Source organism: uncultured Draconibacterium sp., from assembly GCF_913060805.1.
Taxonomy (GTDB): Bacteria; Bacteroidota; Bacteroidia; order Bacteroidales; family Prolixibacteraceae; genus Draconibacterium.
The window spans coordinates 1-14,661 of record NZ_CAJXTC010000020.1 but is presented as its reverse complement, the minus strand read 5'-3'; the positions used below and the strand labels follow the sequence as shown (position 1 = coordinate 14,661).

Genomic DNA, 14,661 nt, shown 5'->3' with positions numbered 1-14,661 from the left:
TTCTATTTTGTTTGTCTTTTGTAAATTATTCTTTACATTTGTCATGTAATCCTAACTTATTGCACAATGAAATTACTACCACACTACTTTAAAAAGATTGGAATTGGCTTATTGCTTGTATCGATAATCCTGGGACTTGACGGCTTTATCCACGGTTTTTTGGATGGCATCTCAGGACGAGAGTATAATAACGATTTTACACCTGTATTTCCTGAATTCTTCACACAAATTTCGGATTATGTACTTTTGTTAGGGCTACTTGCCTACATTTTGGCTAAGAATAAAACAGAAGATGAGTTGGCTCAAAAAATTCGTTACGAATCAGCATTTATTGTTCTGGTTATAACAATTCTTATTCTGATTTTTGTAAATATGGTTAATCCGAATTTTGAGATAAAACCAGGAATTTTTCTTTTTCTAGAGATGCTTGGTTATTTGTTTATCCGATTGATAAAGAGGAAAGCTATTTTGGGAGGAAATTATGAAGAACAAACTTAAATTTCACCGGGTAATGCTCGATAAAACCCAGCAGGAATTAGCCGATGCGATAGGCGTATCGCGACAAACGATTCATGCTATCGAGAAGAATAAGTTTGTTCCGTCGGTGCAAACGGCCATGCTTTTGGCAAAGTATTTTAAGCTTTCGGTAGAAGAGTTGTTCGAGCTGGAAGATTAAAAAAACCGTTCCTGCGTACAAGAACGGTTATATATGTTGAGTAAGTTTTCTACCCGCTTGTGCGGCAAGAAACCTTACGGAAAAGCGCCAACGCTATGTTGGCACTTGTAGTCTTAATCAATGTTCATATCATTTCGATCCGTCAACTGACGGAGAGAAATCTATCTGTACAAAAGCAGATTTCTCCTCCTATGTCGTCGAAATGACAGCTACTATCGTATCTCCGATCCGTTTTTAACCGTCTTATCCGGCGAAACGATTGACAAAGTTCCATCTGCATTTTCAGCACAAAGAATCATTCCCTGCGACTCAATACCACGCAATTTTTTTGGTGCCAGGTTTACCAAAATTGAAACCTGTTTTCCAATCAGTTCTTCCGGCTGATAATACTCGGCAATTCCCGAAACAACAGTTCGCTGGTCGATTCCGGTGTCGATTTTCAATTTTAGCAGCTTTTTGGTTTTGGCTACTTTTTCACATTCGATCACGGTTCCGGCACGAACATCCATTTTTACAAAGTCGTCGAATTCAATATTTTCTTTTGCTGGCGCTGCAGTAGCTTCCGCAATTTCGTTGGCTTTTTTGGTGTCGGCCAGTTTTTGCAGTTGCGCTTCTATTACTTTGTCTTCAATTTTTTCGAAAAGCAATTCAGGCTTGTTTACTTTGTGTCCAACAGGCAACAAATCAGTTTCACCCAGTTTTTCCCAATCCATTTTCTCCAGGTTCAGGAAGCCGCGCAGTTTATCCATGCTGAATGGCAAAAACGGCTCCAGGCAAATGGTAAGGTTGGCGGTAATTTGCAAACAGATATTCATGATCGTTTTTACACGCTCTGCATCTGTTTTTACTACTTTCCAGGGCTCTTCGTCGGCCAGATATTTGTTACCCAAACGTGCCAGGTCCATGGCATTTTTCAGTGACTCGCGAATACGGAAACTGTCGATACTTTTTTCAACTTCTCCTTTAATTTTTGCAATTTCAGCCAGTGTTTCCTTGTCGTGGTCGGTTAGTTCGCCACGGGCAGGAACTTCGCCATCGTAGTATTTCTGTGTAAGTACCAATGCACGGTTTACAAAGTTTCCGAGCACTGCTACCAACTCATTATTATTGCGGTTCTGGAAATCTTTCCAGGTAAAATCGTTGTCTTTTGTTTCCGGCGCGTTGGCAGTCAATACATATTTCAGCACATCTTCTTTACCCGGGAAATCATCCAAATATTCGTGTAGCCAAACGGCCCAGTTTCGTGAAGTTGAAATTTTATCGTTTTCTAAATTCAGGAATTCGTTAGCCGGTACGTTTTCAGGTAGATTGAAAGTTCCTTCAGCCTTCAACATACTTGGGAAAATGATACAGTGGAAAACAATATTGTCTTTTCCGATGAAATGCAACATCCGTGTTTCCGGATCTTTCCAGTAAGTTTCCCAGTCTTCGGTCAATTCTTTTGTTGCCGAAATATAACCGATAGGCGCATCGAACCAAACGTAAAGCACTTTGCCTTCAACACCTTCTACCGGAACCGGCACGCCCCAGTCGAGGTCGCGGGTTACGGCGCGTGGCATTAAACCACTATCGATCCACGATTTGCACTGGCCATACACGTTGGTTTTCCACTCTTTGTGGCCTTCCAAAATCCATTCTTTCAACCATGGCTCGTATTGATCGAGTGGCAGGTACCAGTGTGTGGTTTCTTTCAAAACTGGCTGGTTTCCGCTAATTGTCGAAGTTGGATTGATAAGTTCGGTCGGGCTTAAGGAAGTTCCACAGCTTTCGCACTGGTCGCCGTAAGCTTTTTCAAAACTACATTTCGGGCAGGTTCCAATTATATAACGGTCGGCCAAAAACTGGTTGTTGGCTTCGTCGTAATATTGCTCCGATGTTTTTTCAACAAACTTACCTTCGTCGTACAATTTCTTAAAAAACTCGGCAGCCGTTTCGTGATGAACAGGCGAGCTGGTACGTGAGTAAACGTCAAACGAGATACCAAATTTCTCGAACGATTCCTTAATAATTCCGTGATAGCGGTCAACCACATCCTGCGGTGTAATGCCTTCGTTTTTAGCCTTCAGCGTAATTGGAACACCGTGTTCGTCAGAACCACCGATCATAATTACATCCTCGTTTTTCAGGCGAAGGTAACGTGCATAAATATCGGCAGGAACATAAACTCCGGCAAGGTGACCGATGTGAATCGGACCGTTGGCATAAGGCAGTGCTGTTGTTATCAGCGTACGTTTGAACTTACTCATTTCGAAATATTTTGTCGTTCTTGAAAATCAATTTTAGGGCTGCAAAGATAACAAAAATCAGAGAGCTATTTTAAAACTATTACCTTCGCAAAAATTTTAGTTGAATGGCACAATTTTCACACATTATATTCGACCTCGACGGCACGCTCACCGACAATACGCAGGGCATTAAAAACTCGCTGAAATATGCGTTGGAGCAAATGCAGGTTGACGGTTATCACGAAAATATTCTGGACACTTTTATCGGGCCTCCGCTGCAGTGGGGATTTAGCACGCAGTTTGGAATGAACGAGCGCGACACAAAACTGGCGGTGGATTATTTTCGCGAATATTATGGTGAGCACGGCTGGCACCAAAACGATCCGTACGATGGAATTATGGAATTGCTGGCCGAGTTGGATGCTCAGGGAAAAAGAATGTATGTGGCCACCGCAAAACTGGAAAAGTACGCCAATAAAATTATCGAGCATTTTGAAATGGACCGCTACATTATTCAGTTAAAAGGCGCGGATTATCATGCGAAAAAAGCCACTAAAAACCAGATTATTGCAGATGTGCTTACGATGCAACAATTGGTTCCTTCGGAAGAAATTGTGATGGTTGGCGATACGGTTTACGATATTGAAGGCGGTAACGAAAACGAAATTTCTACCATTGCAGTGGGCTACGGTTTTGGAAAAGAAGAAGATCTGCGTGCTGCCAATCCTGATTATTTTGCCGAGGATGTGGAAGAGTTGTTTGAGCTATTAACTCTTTAATGTCGTTTGCCAATTACTTTGTATTTTTACAAATAGAAATTAATTGAAGCGGAGAGTTGACGTAAATTACTTCCGACTTCGATCTTCAAACTTCTGACATATTTTATGATTACACTACAACCCATACAACCCGGCTCAACAATACGAATTGTTTCTCCGGCCGGGAAAATAGAAGAAAAACATGTGATGCCCGCCGTTAAATGGCTGGAAGAACAAGGATACACCGTACTACTTGGCGAACATGTTTTTGCACAACATTTCCAGTTTGCAGGTGCCGACGAGCAACGCGCTGCCGATGTGCAGGAAGCGCTTGACGATCCCGATTGCGACGCCATAATCTGCTCGCGAGGCGGTTATGGAACAGTGCGAATTATCGAGCGACTTGATTTCTCGAAATTTTTGGAAAACCCAAAGTGGCTGGTGGGTTTTAGCGACATTACTATTTTGCATTCGCGATTGCATAATCTTGAAGTTCCGACTATTCACGGTGTGATGCCACGCTACTTTTTTGATGAGTCCGGCCAACCGTGCGAGGATTTAACTTCGATGATGAAACTGGTAAAAGGAGAGGGGATCAGTTACGAGGTAGATGCCAATGAATTTGATCGACCAGGTGTAGCTTCCGGTTATTTGGTTGGTGGAAATTTGTCGATAGTAAACAGTTTGCACGGCACAAAATATGACATTGATACTGATGGAAAAATACTATTTCTGGAAGACATTGATGAGTTTTTGTATCACACCGATCGGATGGTGCATCAACTAAAAATGAGTGGGAAATTTGATAAGCTGGCCGGATTGATTCTTGGCGATTTTACCGACATGAAAGACAATGAATCACCTTTTGGGCAAACGGTTCATGAGATATTTGCGGAGGCAGTAAAAGATTTTAATTACCCTGTTTGTTACGGATTTCCGGGAGGACACGATAAAAAGAACCTGGCACTGGCTTTTGGCCGCGAATGGGAGTTGGAAGTTGCTGAAAGCGGAACGAGCTTGAGATTGAAAGAAGATTGATGCAGATTGAATACGCGACCGTGAGAGAACCCAAGTATTGTTAAACTGATAAATTGTAAAATTGCTTTGCGTTTTCGCGTCTTGGCGAGAAATGAAACAAGTTCTGGTTTTTACATTCTTACTTTTGCTCCCGACACTACGGCCGGGATTTCGCTACGCTCAACTTTTCCTTTGTACTTTTGCCTTTTTACTTTTACCTTGAACACTGAACTTTAAACTCTAACAAAATGGTATCAACACGCGAATTGGGTGATTTGGCTGAGGGCCTGGCACAGGATTATCTCCGAAAGCTGGGGTATGAGATTAAAGCCACCAACTGGTACCATGGCCATTTGGAGCTGGATATTGTTGCGCAGGATGGCGACGAGCTGGTGATTGTGGAGGTGAAAGCGCGGTCGGGATTACGTTATGAGCATCCGTCGGAAGCGGTGACCAACTCAAAGATCAAACGAATTGTAGAAGCTGCCGATGCCTACATCATTGAACACAATAGCGAACTGGACACGCGCTTTGATGTAATCACAGTTATTTTCTTTCAGCAAGGTCACGAGCTGGAGCATTTTAAGGATGCATTCTATCCAACGATGTAAAGCGTCAAGGCAAAAGGCAAAAGTAGAAAGTCAAAAGTTCAGTGACCAGTCGCAGTTTGCAGTCTCGGTTGGTAATTTTAACAGTTTCACAATCTCATTCAATCTGCATCAATCTTTTTTCAGCATTAAACCACCACATCATTTTTATTTCTTCCCGAATCTACTATTTTTAGACTTTCCAAATTGGACATCATGAACATTGAAGAGATTCGCGAGTATTGCCTGCAGAAAAAAGGAGTTACCGAAAGTTTTCCTTTTGATGAAACCACTTTGGTTTTTAAGGTGATGAATAAAATGTTTTGTTTGCTGGGTCTCGATAATCACCGTGTGAGTTTAAAAAACGATCCGGATAAAAATATTGAGCTACGGGCGCAGTTTCCGTCCATTTACGAGGGCTATCATTTACACAAACAAATGTGGAATACCATCGAATTGAATGGAACAGTTCCGGCAAAACTGATGGCAGAAATGATCGATGAATCGTACGATTTAATCGTTGCGAGCCTCACAAAAAAGTTAAAAGAAGAATTGAAAAATTTATAAGCACTATGAAGTTATTAACGTTGTTTGCGGCATTGCTGCTGTCAGTTTCGGCGGTTTCTGCCAAGGGAGATAAAGAGGATTTTACCATTGTTAAGGAAGTGAAACACACGCCGGTTATTAGCCAGGGACGCACCGGAACTTGCTGGAGTTTTGCTACCACCAGTTTTTTAGAATCGGAAATTATGCGCAAAGGATTTCCTGAAACCAATCTTTCGGAAATGTTTTTTGTGTATTACAACTATAAAAACAAGGCGTTTCAGTACTTGCTTTATCATGGTAAAAACAATTTCGGAGAAGGAAGTCTGTCGCACGATGTATTAAAAGTTGTGGCTGATCAGGGCGTGATGTTGTACGATGAATTTCCCGGAATTCAGAAGGAGGGAAAATACAACCACTCGGCGTTGATAAAAGAGCTGCGCGATGAAACAGATAAAATTGACAGCGAGAAAAGAGGCAAAATTGATGTTTCTGATTTAAAAGGATTTAAGTCTGCATTGAAGAACGAGCTGGGCAAGTTACCGGCGGAAGCTGAACTGGAAGACGGAAAATATTCGGCGGCAGAACTTCGTGATAAATTTGAAATAAATCCTGATGATTATGTGGAATTGACCTCGTTCAGTCATCACCCGTTTTACGGACAATGTGTTGTTGAAGTGCCTGATAACTGGGCGCATGCATCGTATTACAACCTGCCAATCGATGAGTTGTTGGAAGTAATGCATTATGCGCTGAACAATGGTTTTAGTATTGCCTGGGACGGCGATACCAGCGAGGAAACCTTTGTACACAAAGAGGGGAAAGCCGATGTGCCTAAAAAATTGCAGGGAAAAGTTGATCAGGAAGAGCGTCAGAAAACGTTCTACGACCGCACAACTACCGACGATCACCTGATGCACCTGGTTGGTTTATCGAAAGATGCCGACGGAAAAGATTGCTTCTACACGAAGAACTCGTGGGGTGCAGATAGCAACGACTTTGGCGGTTACCTGCACATGACTGAAGATTATGTGCGTTTGAAAACCATCGGAATTATGTTGCATAAAGATGCCATTCCTGATGCAGTAAAATCAAAACTCGGAATATAATGCGCGAATTTCAGCTGAGCACCGAATATATTGAACTGGTAAAGCTTCTAAAGCTCTTGCGAATTGCACAAACGGGCGGCCACGCAAAAATCATCATTGAGGATGGTGAAGTGGTTCGGAACGGTGAACCCGAGTTCAGAAAAAGAGCGAAGCTGGTGAAAGGCGATGTGCTCGAAATTATGGGAGAAACCATTAAAATAGTATAAATAGATAAAGCCGGTAAAATTGATTACCGGCTTTGTTTTTTATGGAATAGAAATATTCGCGATTGTTTTTAAATCAATTGGAAATCTTTTTCGACAGAGTTTTTGAAAGTAGATAATGTTCAAAATAATAAATACTTTAGCCAATCAAAATAACCGTTTGCCCATGTTTAAAAAGATTTTAGCACTATTGTTTGTAAGCCTTGTTTTTAATGCGGTTGTGTCGGCACATTCCGGCAAACCCAAGTATCATGTAATTATTGATACCGATGGCGCGATTGACGACATGCGGGCGATTTCGATGTTTCTGGCGCAGAACGATACACGGGTTTTGGCCATCACCTGTTCGCAGGGAACACTGGCGCCCGATTCAATTTTTGTTAAAGTAAATAATCTGCTTTCGGCCTTTCATCACGAGGGAATTCCGGTTGGATTGGATAAAAGACTGGATAAAGATTTGCCGCCATGGGCTGTTTACACACAAAAAATCAAGTGGGCATCAGCAAAACGAACACTGCCTGTTTCTACTAAAGTCAGCTCAGTAGAATTGATATCATCGGTATTTGAAGACTACCCCGAAAAAATTACTTTGGTGGCTTTGGGATCGCTTAAAACTTATGCGGAATTAGTGGAGAAGTACCCGGAATATGTGGATAAAATCGAGCGAATTGTGTGGTATAATAATCCGTATATCGATACCGATTTTAATGAATCGGTGTCGCCGGAGAGTTACACTTATTTCAAGCATAAGAATATTCCGCTGGAAGTGGTGGGGAATAACTCGGATCATTACAATGTAGATGAGGCCTACCAGGAAACGGTTAAAAATACCAACTCAAAGTATGCAAAGCAGATTGCCTGGGTGCACCAACACCCGGAGATTGTTTCGCGAAAGAAAGCAGAACACCTGCAGCTTTGGGACGATCTGGTAGCGCTTTATCTAACAGTACCGATTCTATTTCAAACAGAAAAGGCAGAAGGCGAAGTGAGTTATGTGACTGTGCAAAACGAGCTACCTGACGAAGTAGTTAACAAGGCCATTTCTGCCATTCTGGAGTCGGGAAACCAAACAACTAATCGCGTTTTTAATTCCTTTCCTGTAGCTGCTGAGTTGTACAAACCAGCCTATGCAAAAATGTTGGAATCTACCATCGAAAATTACGGATTGATAGAATGGAAAGCCATTAGTATGACCAACGAAATTCACGGGCACACCGGCATTTATTCTATTATTGGCGCAAAAATGGGGATTCGTGCCATGGAGTATTTTAACGTTGGGGTGAATAATCTTACGATTAGCACTTTTGCCGGGAAGAAACCACCGCTCAGTTGTTTTAACGATGGTATTCAGATTAGTAGCGGTGCCACAATCGGGCAAGGATTAATTACCGTATCCGATACAATTCTGGAGGTTCCAACAATTACAGCTACTTTCAACAATCAAAAAATAAAGATCTCGGTGAAGCCTGAAATTGCGGCACAAATGCAGGAGGAGATAAAATACGGTGTTCAAACCCATGGTCTGCTAACCGAACAATACTGGTTGTATATTGAAAAACTAGCCATCCGTTACTGGAGCGAATTCGACCGAAATCAGATCTTTACCATCGAAAAGTTATAATGTAATTAGCGGCTGGCAGCAGCCAAAACAACTTGTTCCCTGAAAGATATTTCAGAAATTACGATCAATTCTGCAATCGAAAAGTTTGGGGCATGTAATTCGTAATCGATTAATCTTCGTATTTAAACGATACTTTTAGTTTTACACGGTAACATTCAATTTCGCCTTCGGAAATATGAATGTCCATTTGGCACACTTCTGCAATTCGTAAATCGCGTAATGATTTTGAGGCCATTTTTATGGCATTTTGAGAGGCTTGTTCCCACGATACCGGGCTGCTTCCAACCAGCTCAACAATTTTGTAAACGCTGTTAGGCATAACTTTCAGTTTTTTGGTTATTACTAAATTTTAAACGGTTTCATCTTTTACGCAGCGTAACCATAAATAGTTATACACACAGCTTTAATTTTAGCTGTACACTATAATCAATAAAAACGAGGAAGTAATAATCGGGGAAGTGTGCTACAGCTTAACCAGGAACAATCGTCCGGCAACAACAAGCAAGAGCATAATCAGGACAATTATATTAAATACCAGGTCTTTTGTTTCTTTTCTTTTTGAATGAACAAAAGTGGCAAGAACCATAATAATTGTGAGTCCGATAGCCGATATCGGAATTAAAATCTCGAATACAGAATAAACGCCCGGCAGGAAAAGTCCCAGTCCGCCCAACACTTCAAACGCACCGATTAATCGTAGTCGTTGTTCAGTGAAATCTTCGATCCATTCGAATACTTTTCTTAAGTTGTCTTTGGGCAAAACAAGTTTCAGCGAACCTGTTGTAAGAAAGAGAGCAGCAATAACAATTTGAATAATCCAGAGCGCTATATTCATAATAACAGTTTTTAATTAGCGTTGAGTTGTTTATTATTTTACGGGCTTACTGTTAAATAGTAACCCAATATTAATTAAATTGTTGCTTTAACCTAACAATCCTCTCTCTTTTTCCAGCTTTTTACAATTATTTGAGATAACTGTAAGTTTATTTTTTGTAAACCCAAACTTCCGACCCCGGATTGTCTTCCATATATTTCACTTTAGCAGCATCGGCTTCGCTAAAGGTTTTATAGCCAGCTATACCTACGATAAAGAAACGACCTTTTTTGCCAACATGAAAAGCTTCGTACCCTTTTTTCTGCAATTCGAGCAAATAATTATCAGCATTTTCTTTTACCGAAAAACTTCCGCCTACCAGATAGTACTTAATCGAGTCCTGTTCCAAAGGCATTTCTTTAACAGGCTCTGGTATGTTTTGTGTGGTATCGGCAGCCAAAGTTGTGTCTTCTTGGGCAATTGATACTGAGTCGGTTGCGGCCGAGTCAATAACAACCGGTTCCTGTTCTGTCGCAACTTCTTCGGTAATATTTACCGGTGGCATTTTTTCGTTATCGTCTCCTTCGTTATTGTTAAATCCTTTCAGAAAAATAAATACAGAAACAGCGAGCAATGGAATGATAATGAGCAGGAACATCCACGGTTTCCGCTTTTTCTCCTCTTTTTCTTTCGAACGAACTTCTTGTTTTTCTTCTTTTGGTTCCGGTTTTTCAACCACCGGCTCTTCGGTAACGGTTTCTTCTTCCTGTGGTTCTGGTTCAGGCTCCGGTTCTGTTACTTCGGGCTCCGGCTCAACTTCAGGTTGTTGCTCCTCTTTCGCTGCGGGAGGTGTTTCCTCAACAGGCGGTTTGGGAGGCTCCGGTTCGCTGATCGACATGGCGCCAAGGCCAAACGAATCAAGTAACATATTCTCTTCTTCCGATGCTTCAAAAACGATTTCACCCTGTTCGTTGTGCGAAAGTGTACCCACGCCTTCAACAAAAACTTCATCGCCTTTGTCGAGTTTAAAAAGCATTTCGTCGCGTTCTTTTTCAATTCGAACCAAGGCGTTAAAATGCGATATGTGGAGTTTTTCGGCAATATGGCCAACCAATAATCCGTCGTTGTTTTTTAGTTGCCCGTTAAACGAAATTGTTTTCGACGGAGGTTTTATTTCATCGCTCTCATCGCTAATCACCGCCGGCCGGTATTCCGAAACAAAAGCACCCAACCCGGGAATGATTACAATATCGTGTTGTAACAGAAGTGTGTATATTTCTTTTCCGAAGCTCACTTGAATGAATTTAGGTGGTAAAATTACAAAACATAAAGTAAACTGCAACTGCCCAAAAATTAAGTTTTTACAAAAGCCTGCCACACAAGTGGGTAAACTGTGGATTTCTGCATCGTTTTTTTCTACTTTTACGGCTCAAATCAATAAAAGTAATGGCAAAAAAGATTTTAGTTACAGGCGGAACCGGATACATTGGTTCGCACACCGTTGTTGAATTACAGAATTCGGGTTACGATGTTGTAATTGTCGACGACCTTTCAAACTCAAGTATTGACGTACTTGATAACATCGAAAAAATTTCAGGTAAAAAACCGGCATTCGAGCAGTTTGATTTGGCGGATGCTGCAAAAACCGATGAGTTTTTTAGCAGGAATTCGGATATTGAGGCAATTATTCATTTTGCAGCTTCGAAAGCAGTTGGCGAATCAGTTGAAAAACCATTGTTGTACTACCGCAACAACCTGGTATCGTTGATGAACTTGCTGGATTGCCAGTTGAAATATAATGTGGCAAATATTGTTTTCTCGTCGTCGTGTACCGTTTACGGGCAGCCTGATGTTTTGCCGGTAACCGAAGAAACACCACGTAAAGACGCCGAGTCGCCATACGGAAATACCAAACGTGTTAACGAAGATATTTTAAGCGACAGCATTGCTGCTTTCCCACAATTGAAAGGAATTGCACTTCGCTATTTTAACCCGATTGGAGCACATCCAACTGCGTTAATTGGAGAACTTCCATTGGGCGTTCCACAAAACCTGGTGCCTTTTATTACACAAACCGCCGCCGGTTTACGCGACGAGTTGAAAGTTTTTGGCGACGATTACGATACTGTGGATGGTTCAGCCGTTCGCGATTACATTAACGTGGTTGATTTGGCCAAAGCACACGTAGTTGCCATTGAGCGACTGCTGGAAGGCAAAAACAAAAAGAACTACGAAATTTTTAACCTGGGAACCGGAAATGGTTTGTCTGTGCTGGAGATCGTAAACGGTTTCGAGAAAGCAACAGGCGTAAAACTGAACTATAAAATTGTTGGTCGTCGTGCAGGAGATATTGAAAAAATTTGGGCCGATACTACTTTTGCCAACGAAGAACTGGGTTGGAAAGCTGAAAAAGGAACGGAAGAAACCTTACTTTCGGCCTGGAACTGGGAGAAAAAAGTTCGCGGAATTCAATAATATTTTCGAAATAAAACCTTTGTCAGTTTTATTTTGATCAATTCCTGTATTTTTGCCATAAAACAGACACATTATGAAGACAATACTAATTACCGGAGGTGCCGGTTTTATCGGATCTCACGTGGTTCGTTTATTTGTAAATAACTACCCCGATTACAAAATTGTAAATCTCGATAAACTAACTTACGCAGGTAATCTCAATAATTTAAAAGATATTGAAGACAAACCCAATTACGAATTTGTAAAAGGCGATATTGTTGACAGCGATTTTATCCAAAAACTGTTTGAAGAGCGTCAGTTTGATGGTGTGATCCATTTGGCTGCCGAGTCGCATGTCGATCGTTCGATTTCGAACCCAACAGAGTTTGTTTTTACCAACGTAATTGGTACCGTTAATTTGCTGAACGCTGCAAAACACATCTGGAAGGACAATTTTGAGGACAAACGTTTCTATCACATTTCAACCGATGAGGTTTATGGTTCGCTGGGCGACGAAGGAATGTTTGCCGAAGAAACTGCTTACGATCCGCATAGTCCGTATTCGGCGTCAAAAGCCAGTTCCGATCATTTTGTACGTGCTTACAACGATACATTTGGTGTGCCAACCGTTATTTCAAACTGTTCGAATAATTATGGTTCGTTCCAGTTTCCCGAGAAATTGATTCCACTGTTCATCCACAACATAAAAAACAACAAGCCGCTGCCGGTTTACGGTAAAGGCGAAAACGTTCGCGACTGGTTGTGGGTGGTTGATCACGCCCGTGCCATCGATGTAATTTTCCATAAAGGAGAAATTGGCGAAACCTATAATATTGGAGGTTTTAATGAGTGGACGAACATCGACCTGATTCGTGTGATGTGCCGCAAAATGGATGAAAAGCTTGGACGCCCGGAAGGTGAATCGGAAAAACTGATCACTTATGTGAAAGACCGCGCCGGCCATGACTTACGTTACGCTATCGATGCCACAAAAATTAAAAACGAACTGGGCTGGGAACCGTCGCTGCAGTTTGAAGAAGGTATTGAAAAGACCATCGACTGGTACCTCGAAAATACCGAGTGGCTGGAAAATTTAACATCGGGAGATTATCAGAAATACTACGAGCAGCAGTATGTGAAAAGATAAATTTTACCAAAATATTTTTTGAAAAGGAGATACAACATTGTGTCTCCTTTTCTGTTTTAGTTTTTGAATGCAAAATGGATTGTTGTAACTTGTACGAACACAAAATTCCGTTCTCAAAACATACAAAAATTAAAAGCACAAATATGAAACACAAATTTCTTTTGCTGGCGCTTGTAGCTTTATTTGCGGCGTGCAGCACTACAAAACAAGTGAGGAATTCGCAGAAAGGTTTAAAAGGCAACTGGACATTGTCGTCGATCACAACCGATCAGGGAAACAAAGTGGAGATTAAAGAGCTGTTTAACCAGGCATCGCCCGATTGTTTCGAGGGCAGCGAATGGACCTTCGTTAGCAATAACAATTCAGGAACCTACTCTTTTATGGATGTGGCCTGCATAAACTCCACTCATTCGATTAAATGGTTTATGGAAGAAGATGGACAGGACATTTATTTCCTGTGGAAGTTTATTCCCGATGGAGTGAAGCCAAAAGATGTAACTGCCGGTTATAAGCTGAAGTTAATTTCGGAATCGGAAACCGAATTTGTTTTGGCCCAGGATGCGTCATTCGAGGGCAGCATCATTTCAATTTATTATCAATTCGTAAAAAATTAAGATCATAGTTATGAAGAATACAACATTAGTGGTTCTTGTCCTTTTTGTGGCAGGAATATTTTTAAATAGTTGCAGCTCGTTGCAAAATGCAAACTCTTCGCAAAAAGGCGCAGGAATTGGTGTAGCGGCAGGAGCTGCATTAGGCGCGTTAATTGGCGGAAAAGATAACCGTGCGGCAGGTGCTTTGGTTGGTGCTGCCGTTGGTGGTGGTGCCGGTGCTGTCATTGGCAAACAAATGGATAAGCAGGCTGAAGAAATTGAAACAACAATGCCCGGTGCCGAAGTTGTTCGTAGCGAAGAAGGAATTCAGTTAATTCTGGACGAAAATGCCGATGTGCGTTTTGGATTTGATAGTTCAGATCTTACCGCTGATTCAAAGGCAAATATTGGCAAACTGGTGGAGATTTTCAATAAATATCCGGATACTGATATTTTGGTAATCGGGCATACCGACAGCGATGGTGCAGAAGCGTACAATCAATCCTTGTCGGAAAGACGTGCAGCATCGGTTGTTAGTTTCCTGAAAACAAACGGAATTATGGCATCGCGCTTAAATTCGGTAGGAATGGGTGAATCGCAGCCGCGGGCAACAAACGATACCAAAGAAGGAAAAGCTCAAAACCGTCGCGTAGAGTTTACCATCACGGCTAACGAAGACATGGTAAATGCTGCAAAAGCAGAGGCTGGCGAGAATTAATTTCGCATAAGAAATTCGGAGAAAATGAATGTATTTTTTTCGTTTTCATTGTGATGAGGATGCCATCTTTTATAAGAGATGGCATCCTTTTTTATAAATAAAGGAGTAAAAGTTTCAGAAACAGAAATTTATACTATCTTTGCGCCACATTTTTCAAAATTAAAAAATAGAATTATGCCAGTAAAAATGAGATTAG

At 41.3% G+C, this 14,661-nt stretch carries 17 protein-coding genes; 13 read left to right on the top strand and 4 right to left on the bottom strand.

Annotated features, from left to right (window positions below):
• Window positions 1-66: 66 nt before the first annotated feature.
• The gene (locus QZ576_RS13245; RefSeq protein WP_297097939.1) at window positions 67-498 is read left to right on the top strand and encodes a hypothetical protein; all 432 of its coding nucleotides are present in this window, start codon (window positions 67-69) and stop codon (window positions 496-498) included.
• Window positions 482-676 (top strand): helix-turn-helix transcriptional regulator, encoded by a 195-nt coding sequence (locus tag QZ576_RS13240; protein ID WP_163344789.1) that lies wholly within the window; start codon window positions 482-484, stop codon window positions 674-676. The genes QZ576_RS13245 and QZ576_RS13240 overlap by 17 nt, the downstream gene beginning before the upstream one ends.
• A 212-nt stretch (window positions 677-888) precedes the next feature.
• On the opposite strand, the gene metG is transcribed toward QZ576_RS13240, so the two are convergent.
• Window positions 889-2,922: a methionine--tRNA ligase gene (metG, locus tag QZ576_RS13235; RefSeq protein ID WP_297097936.1), complete on the bottom strand. Its 2,034-nt coding sequence runs from the start codon at window positions 2,920-2,922 to the stop codon at window positions 889-891.
• Window positions 2,923-3,026: 104 nt separating this feature from the next.
• Between metG and QZ576_RS13230 the strand changes: the two genes are divergently transcribed.
• The 7 genes from QZ576_RS13230 (at window position 3,027) to QZ576_RS13200 (ending at window position 8,739) form a co-directional block, all read left to right on the top strand.
• Complete coding sequence (locus QZ576_RS13230; RefSeq protein ID WP_297097934.1) at window positions 3,027-3,680, top strand: HAD hydrolase-like protein; 654 nt, start codon at window positions 3,027-3,029, stop codon at window positions 3,678-3,680.
• A 105-nt stretch (window positions 3,681-3,785) separates the two neighbouring features.
• Window positions 3,786-4,697: an LD-carboxypeptidase gene (locus QZ576_RS13225; protein WP_297097932.1), complete on the top strand. Its 912-nt coding sequence runs from the start codon at window positions 3,786-3,788 to the stop codon at window positions 4,695-4,697.
• Between the two features lie 227 nt (window positions 4,698-4,924).
• Entirely contained in the window at window positions 4,925-5,287 is a 363-nt protein-coding gene (locus tag QZ576_RS13220; protein WP_297097930.1) for a YraN family protein, read from the top strand.
• A 192-nt stretch (window positions 5,288-5,479) separates the two neighbouring features.
• Window positions 5,480-5,830 (top strand): MmcQ/YjbR family DNA-binding protein, encoded by a 351-nt coding sequence (locus QZ576_RS13215; protein ID WP_297097927.1) that lies wholly within the window; start codon window positions 5,480-5,482, stop codon window positions 5,828-5,830.
• Between the two features lie 5 nt (window positions 5,831-5,835).
• Window positions 5,836-6,915, top strand: coding sequence for a C1 family peptidase (locus tag QZ576_RS13210; protein WP_297097925.1), 1,080 nt, complete (start codon window positions 5,836-5,838; stop codon window positions 6,913-6,915).
• Window positions 6,915-7,121, top strand: coding sequence for an RNA-binding S4 domain-containing protein (locus QZ576_RS13205; protein WP_297097924.1), 207 nt, complete (start codon window positions 6,915-6,917; stop codon window positions 7,119-7,121). The genes QZ576_RS13210 and QZ576_RS13205 overlap by 1 nt, the downstream gene beginning before the upstream one ends.
• A 115-nt stretch (window positions 7,122-7,236) precedes the next feature.
• A complete protein-coding gene (locus QZ576_RS13200; protein ID WP_297097922.1) occupies window positions 7,237-8,739 on the top strand; it encodes a nucleoside hydrolase in 1,503 nt (500 codons plus the stop codon).
• A 109-nt stretch (window positions 8,740-8,848) separates the two neighbouring features.
• On the opposite strand, the gene QZ576_RS13195 is transcribed toward QZ576_RS13200, so the two are convergent.
• The 3 genes from QZ576_RS13195 to QZ576_RS13185 form a co-directional block, all read right to left on the bottom strand.
• Entirely contained in the window at window positions 8,849-9,058 is a 210-nt protein-coding gene (locus tag QZ576_RS13195) for a dodecin family protein (protein ID WP_297097920.1), read from the bottom strand.
• 144 nt (window positions 9,059-9,202) lie between these two features.
• The gene (locus QZ576_RS13190; RefSeq protein ID WP_297097919.1) at window positions 9,203-9,574 is read right to left on the bottom strand and encodes a DoxX family protein; all 372 of its coding nucleotides are present in this window, start codon (window positions 9,572-9,574) and stop codon (window positions 9,203-9,205) included.
• Window positions 9,575-9,722: 148 nt separating this feature from the next.
• A complete protein-coding gene (locus QZ576_RS13185) occupies window positions 9,723-10,847 on the bottom strand; it encodes an SPOR domain-containing protein (protein WP_297097917.1) in 1,125 nt (374 codons plus the stop codon).
• A gap of 152 nt (window positions 10,848-10,999) precedes the next feature.
• Here QZ576_RS13185 and galE point away from each other — a divergent pair, with 152 nt between their 5' ends.
• The 4 genes from galE to QZ576_RS13165 all read left to right on the top strand — a co-directional run bounded on the left by galE (window position 11,000) and on the right by QZ576_RS13165 (window position 14,465).
• Entirely contained in the window at window positions 11,000-12,028 is a 1,029-nt protein-coding gene (gene galE, locus QZ576_RS13180) for a UDP-glucose 4-epimerase GalE (protein ID WP_297097914.1), read from the top strand.
• A 73-nt stretch (window positions 12,029-12,101) separates the two neighbouring features.
• Window positions 12,102-13,154, top strand: a complete 1,053-nt coding sequence (gene rfbB, locus QZ576_RS13175; protein WP_297097912.1) for a dTDP-glucose 4,6-dehydratase — start codon at window positions 12,102-12,104, stop codon at window positions 13,152-13,154.
• Window positions 13,155-13,297: 143 nt separating this feature from the next.
• Window positions 13,298-13,768: a lipocalin family protein gene (locus QZ576_RS13170; protein ID WP_297097911.1), complete on the top strand. Its 471-nt coding sequence runs from the start codon at window positions 13,298-13,300 to the stop codon at window positions 13,766-13,768.
• A gap of 10 nt (window positions 13,769-13,778) precedes the next feature.
• Window positions 13,779-14,465, top strand: coding sequence for an OmpA family protein (locus QZ576_RS13165; protein ID WP_297097910.1), 687 nt, complete (start codon window positions 13,779-13,781; stop codon window positions 14,463-14,465).
• Window positions 14,466-14,661: the final 196 nt, after the last annotated feature.

Coding starts and splice junctions, on each gene's coding strand:
- QZ576_RS13245 (WP_297097939.1), top strand. CDS start 67: ATGAAATTACTACCACACTACTTTAAAAAGATTGGAATTGGCTTATTG.
- QZ576_RS13240 (WP_163344789.1), top strand. CDS start 482: ATGAAGAACAAACTTAAATTTCACCGGGTAATGCTCGATAAAACCCAG.
- metG (WP_297097936.1), bottom strand. CDS start 2,922: ATGAGTAAGTTCAAACGTACGCTGATAACAACAGCACTGCCTTATGCC.
- QZ576_RS13230 (WP_297097934.1), top strand. CDS start 3,027: ATGGCACAATTTTCACACATTATATTCGACCTCGACGGCACGCTCACC.
- QZ576_RS13225 (WP_297097932.1), top strand. CDS start 3,786: ATGATTACACTACAACCCATACAACCCGGCTCAACAATACGAATTGTT.
- QZ576_RS13220 (WP_297097930.1), top strand. CDS start 4,925: ATGGTATCAACACGCGAATTGGGTGATTTGGCTGAGGGCCTGGCACAG.
- QZ576_RS13215 (WP_297097927.1), top strand. CDS start 5,480: ATGAACATTGAAGAGATTCGCGAGTATTGCCTGCAGAAAAAAGGAGTT.
- QZ576_RS13210 (WP_297097925.1), top strand. CDS start 5,836: ATGAAGTTATTAACGTTGTTTGCGGCATTGCTGCTGTCAGTTTCGGCG.
- QZ576_RS13205 (WP_297097924.1), top strand. CDS start 6,915: ATGCGCGAATTTCAGCTGAGCACCGAATATATTGAACTGGTAAAGCTT.
- QZ576_RS13200 (WP_297097922.1), top strand. CDS start 7,237: ATGTTCAAAATAATAAATACTTTAGCCAATCAAAATAACCGTTTGCCC.
- QZ576_RS13195 (WP_297097920.1), bottom strand. CDS start 9,058: ATGCCTAACAGCGTTTACAAAATTGTTGAGCTGGTTGGAAGCAGCCCG.
- QZ576_RS13190 (WP_297097919.1), bottom strand. CDS start 9,574: ATGAATATAGCGCTCTGGATTATTCAAATTGTTATTGCTGCTCTCTTT.
- galE (WP_297097914.1), top strand. CDS start 11,000: ATGGCAAAAAAGATTTTAGTTACAGGCGGAACCGGATACATTGGTTCG.
- rfbB (WP_297097912.1), top strand. CDS start 12,102: ATGAAGACAATACTAATTACCGGAGGTGCCGGTTTTATCGGATCTCAC.
- QZ576_RS13170 (WP_297097911.1), top strand. CDS start 13,298: ATGAAACACAAATTTCTTTTGCTGGCGCTTGTAGCTTTATTTGCGGCG.
- QZ576_RS13165 (WP_297097910.1), top strand. CDS start 13,779: ATGAAGAATACAACATTAGTGGTTCTTGTCCTTTTTGTGGCAGGAATA.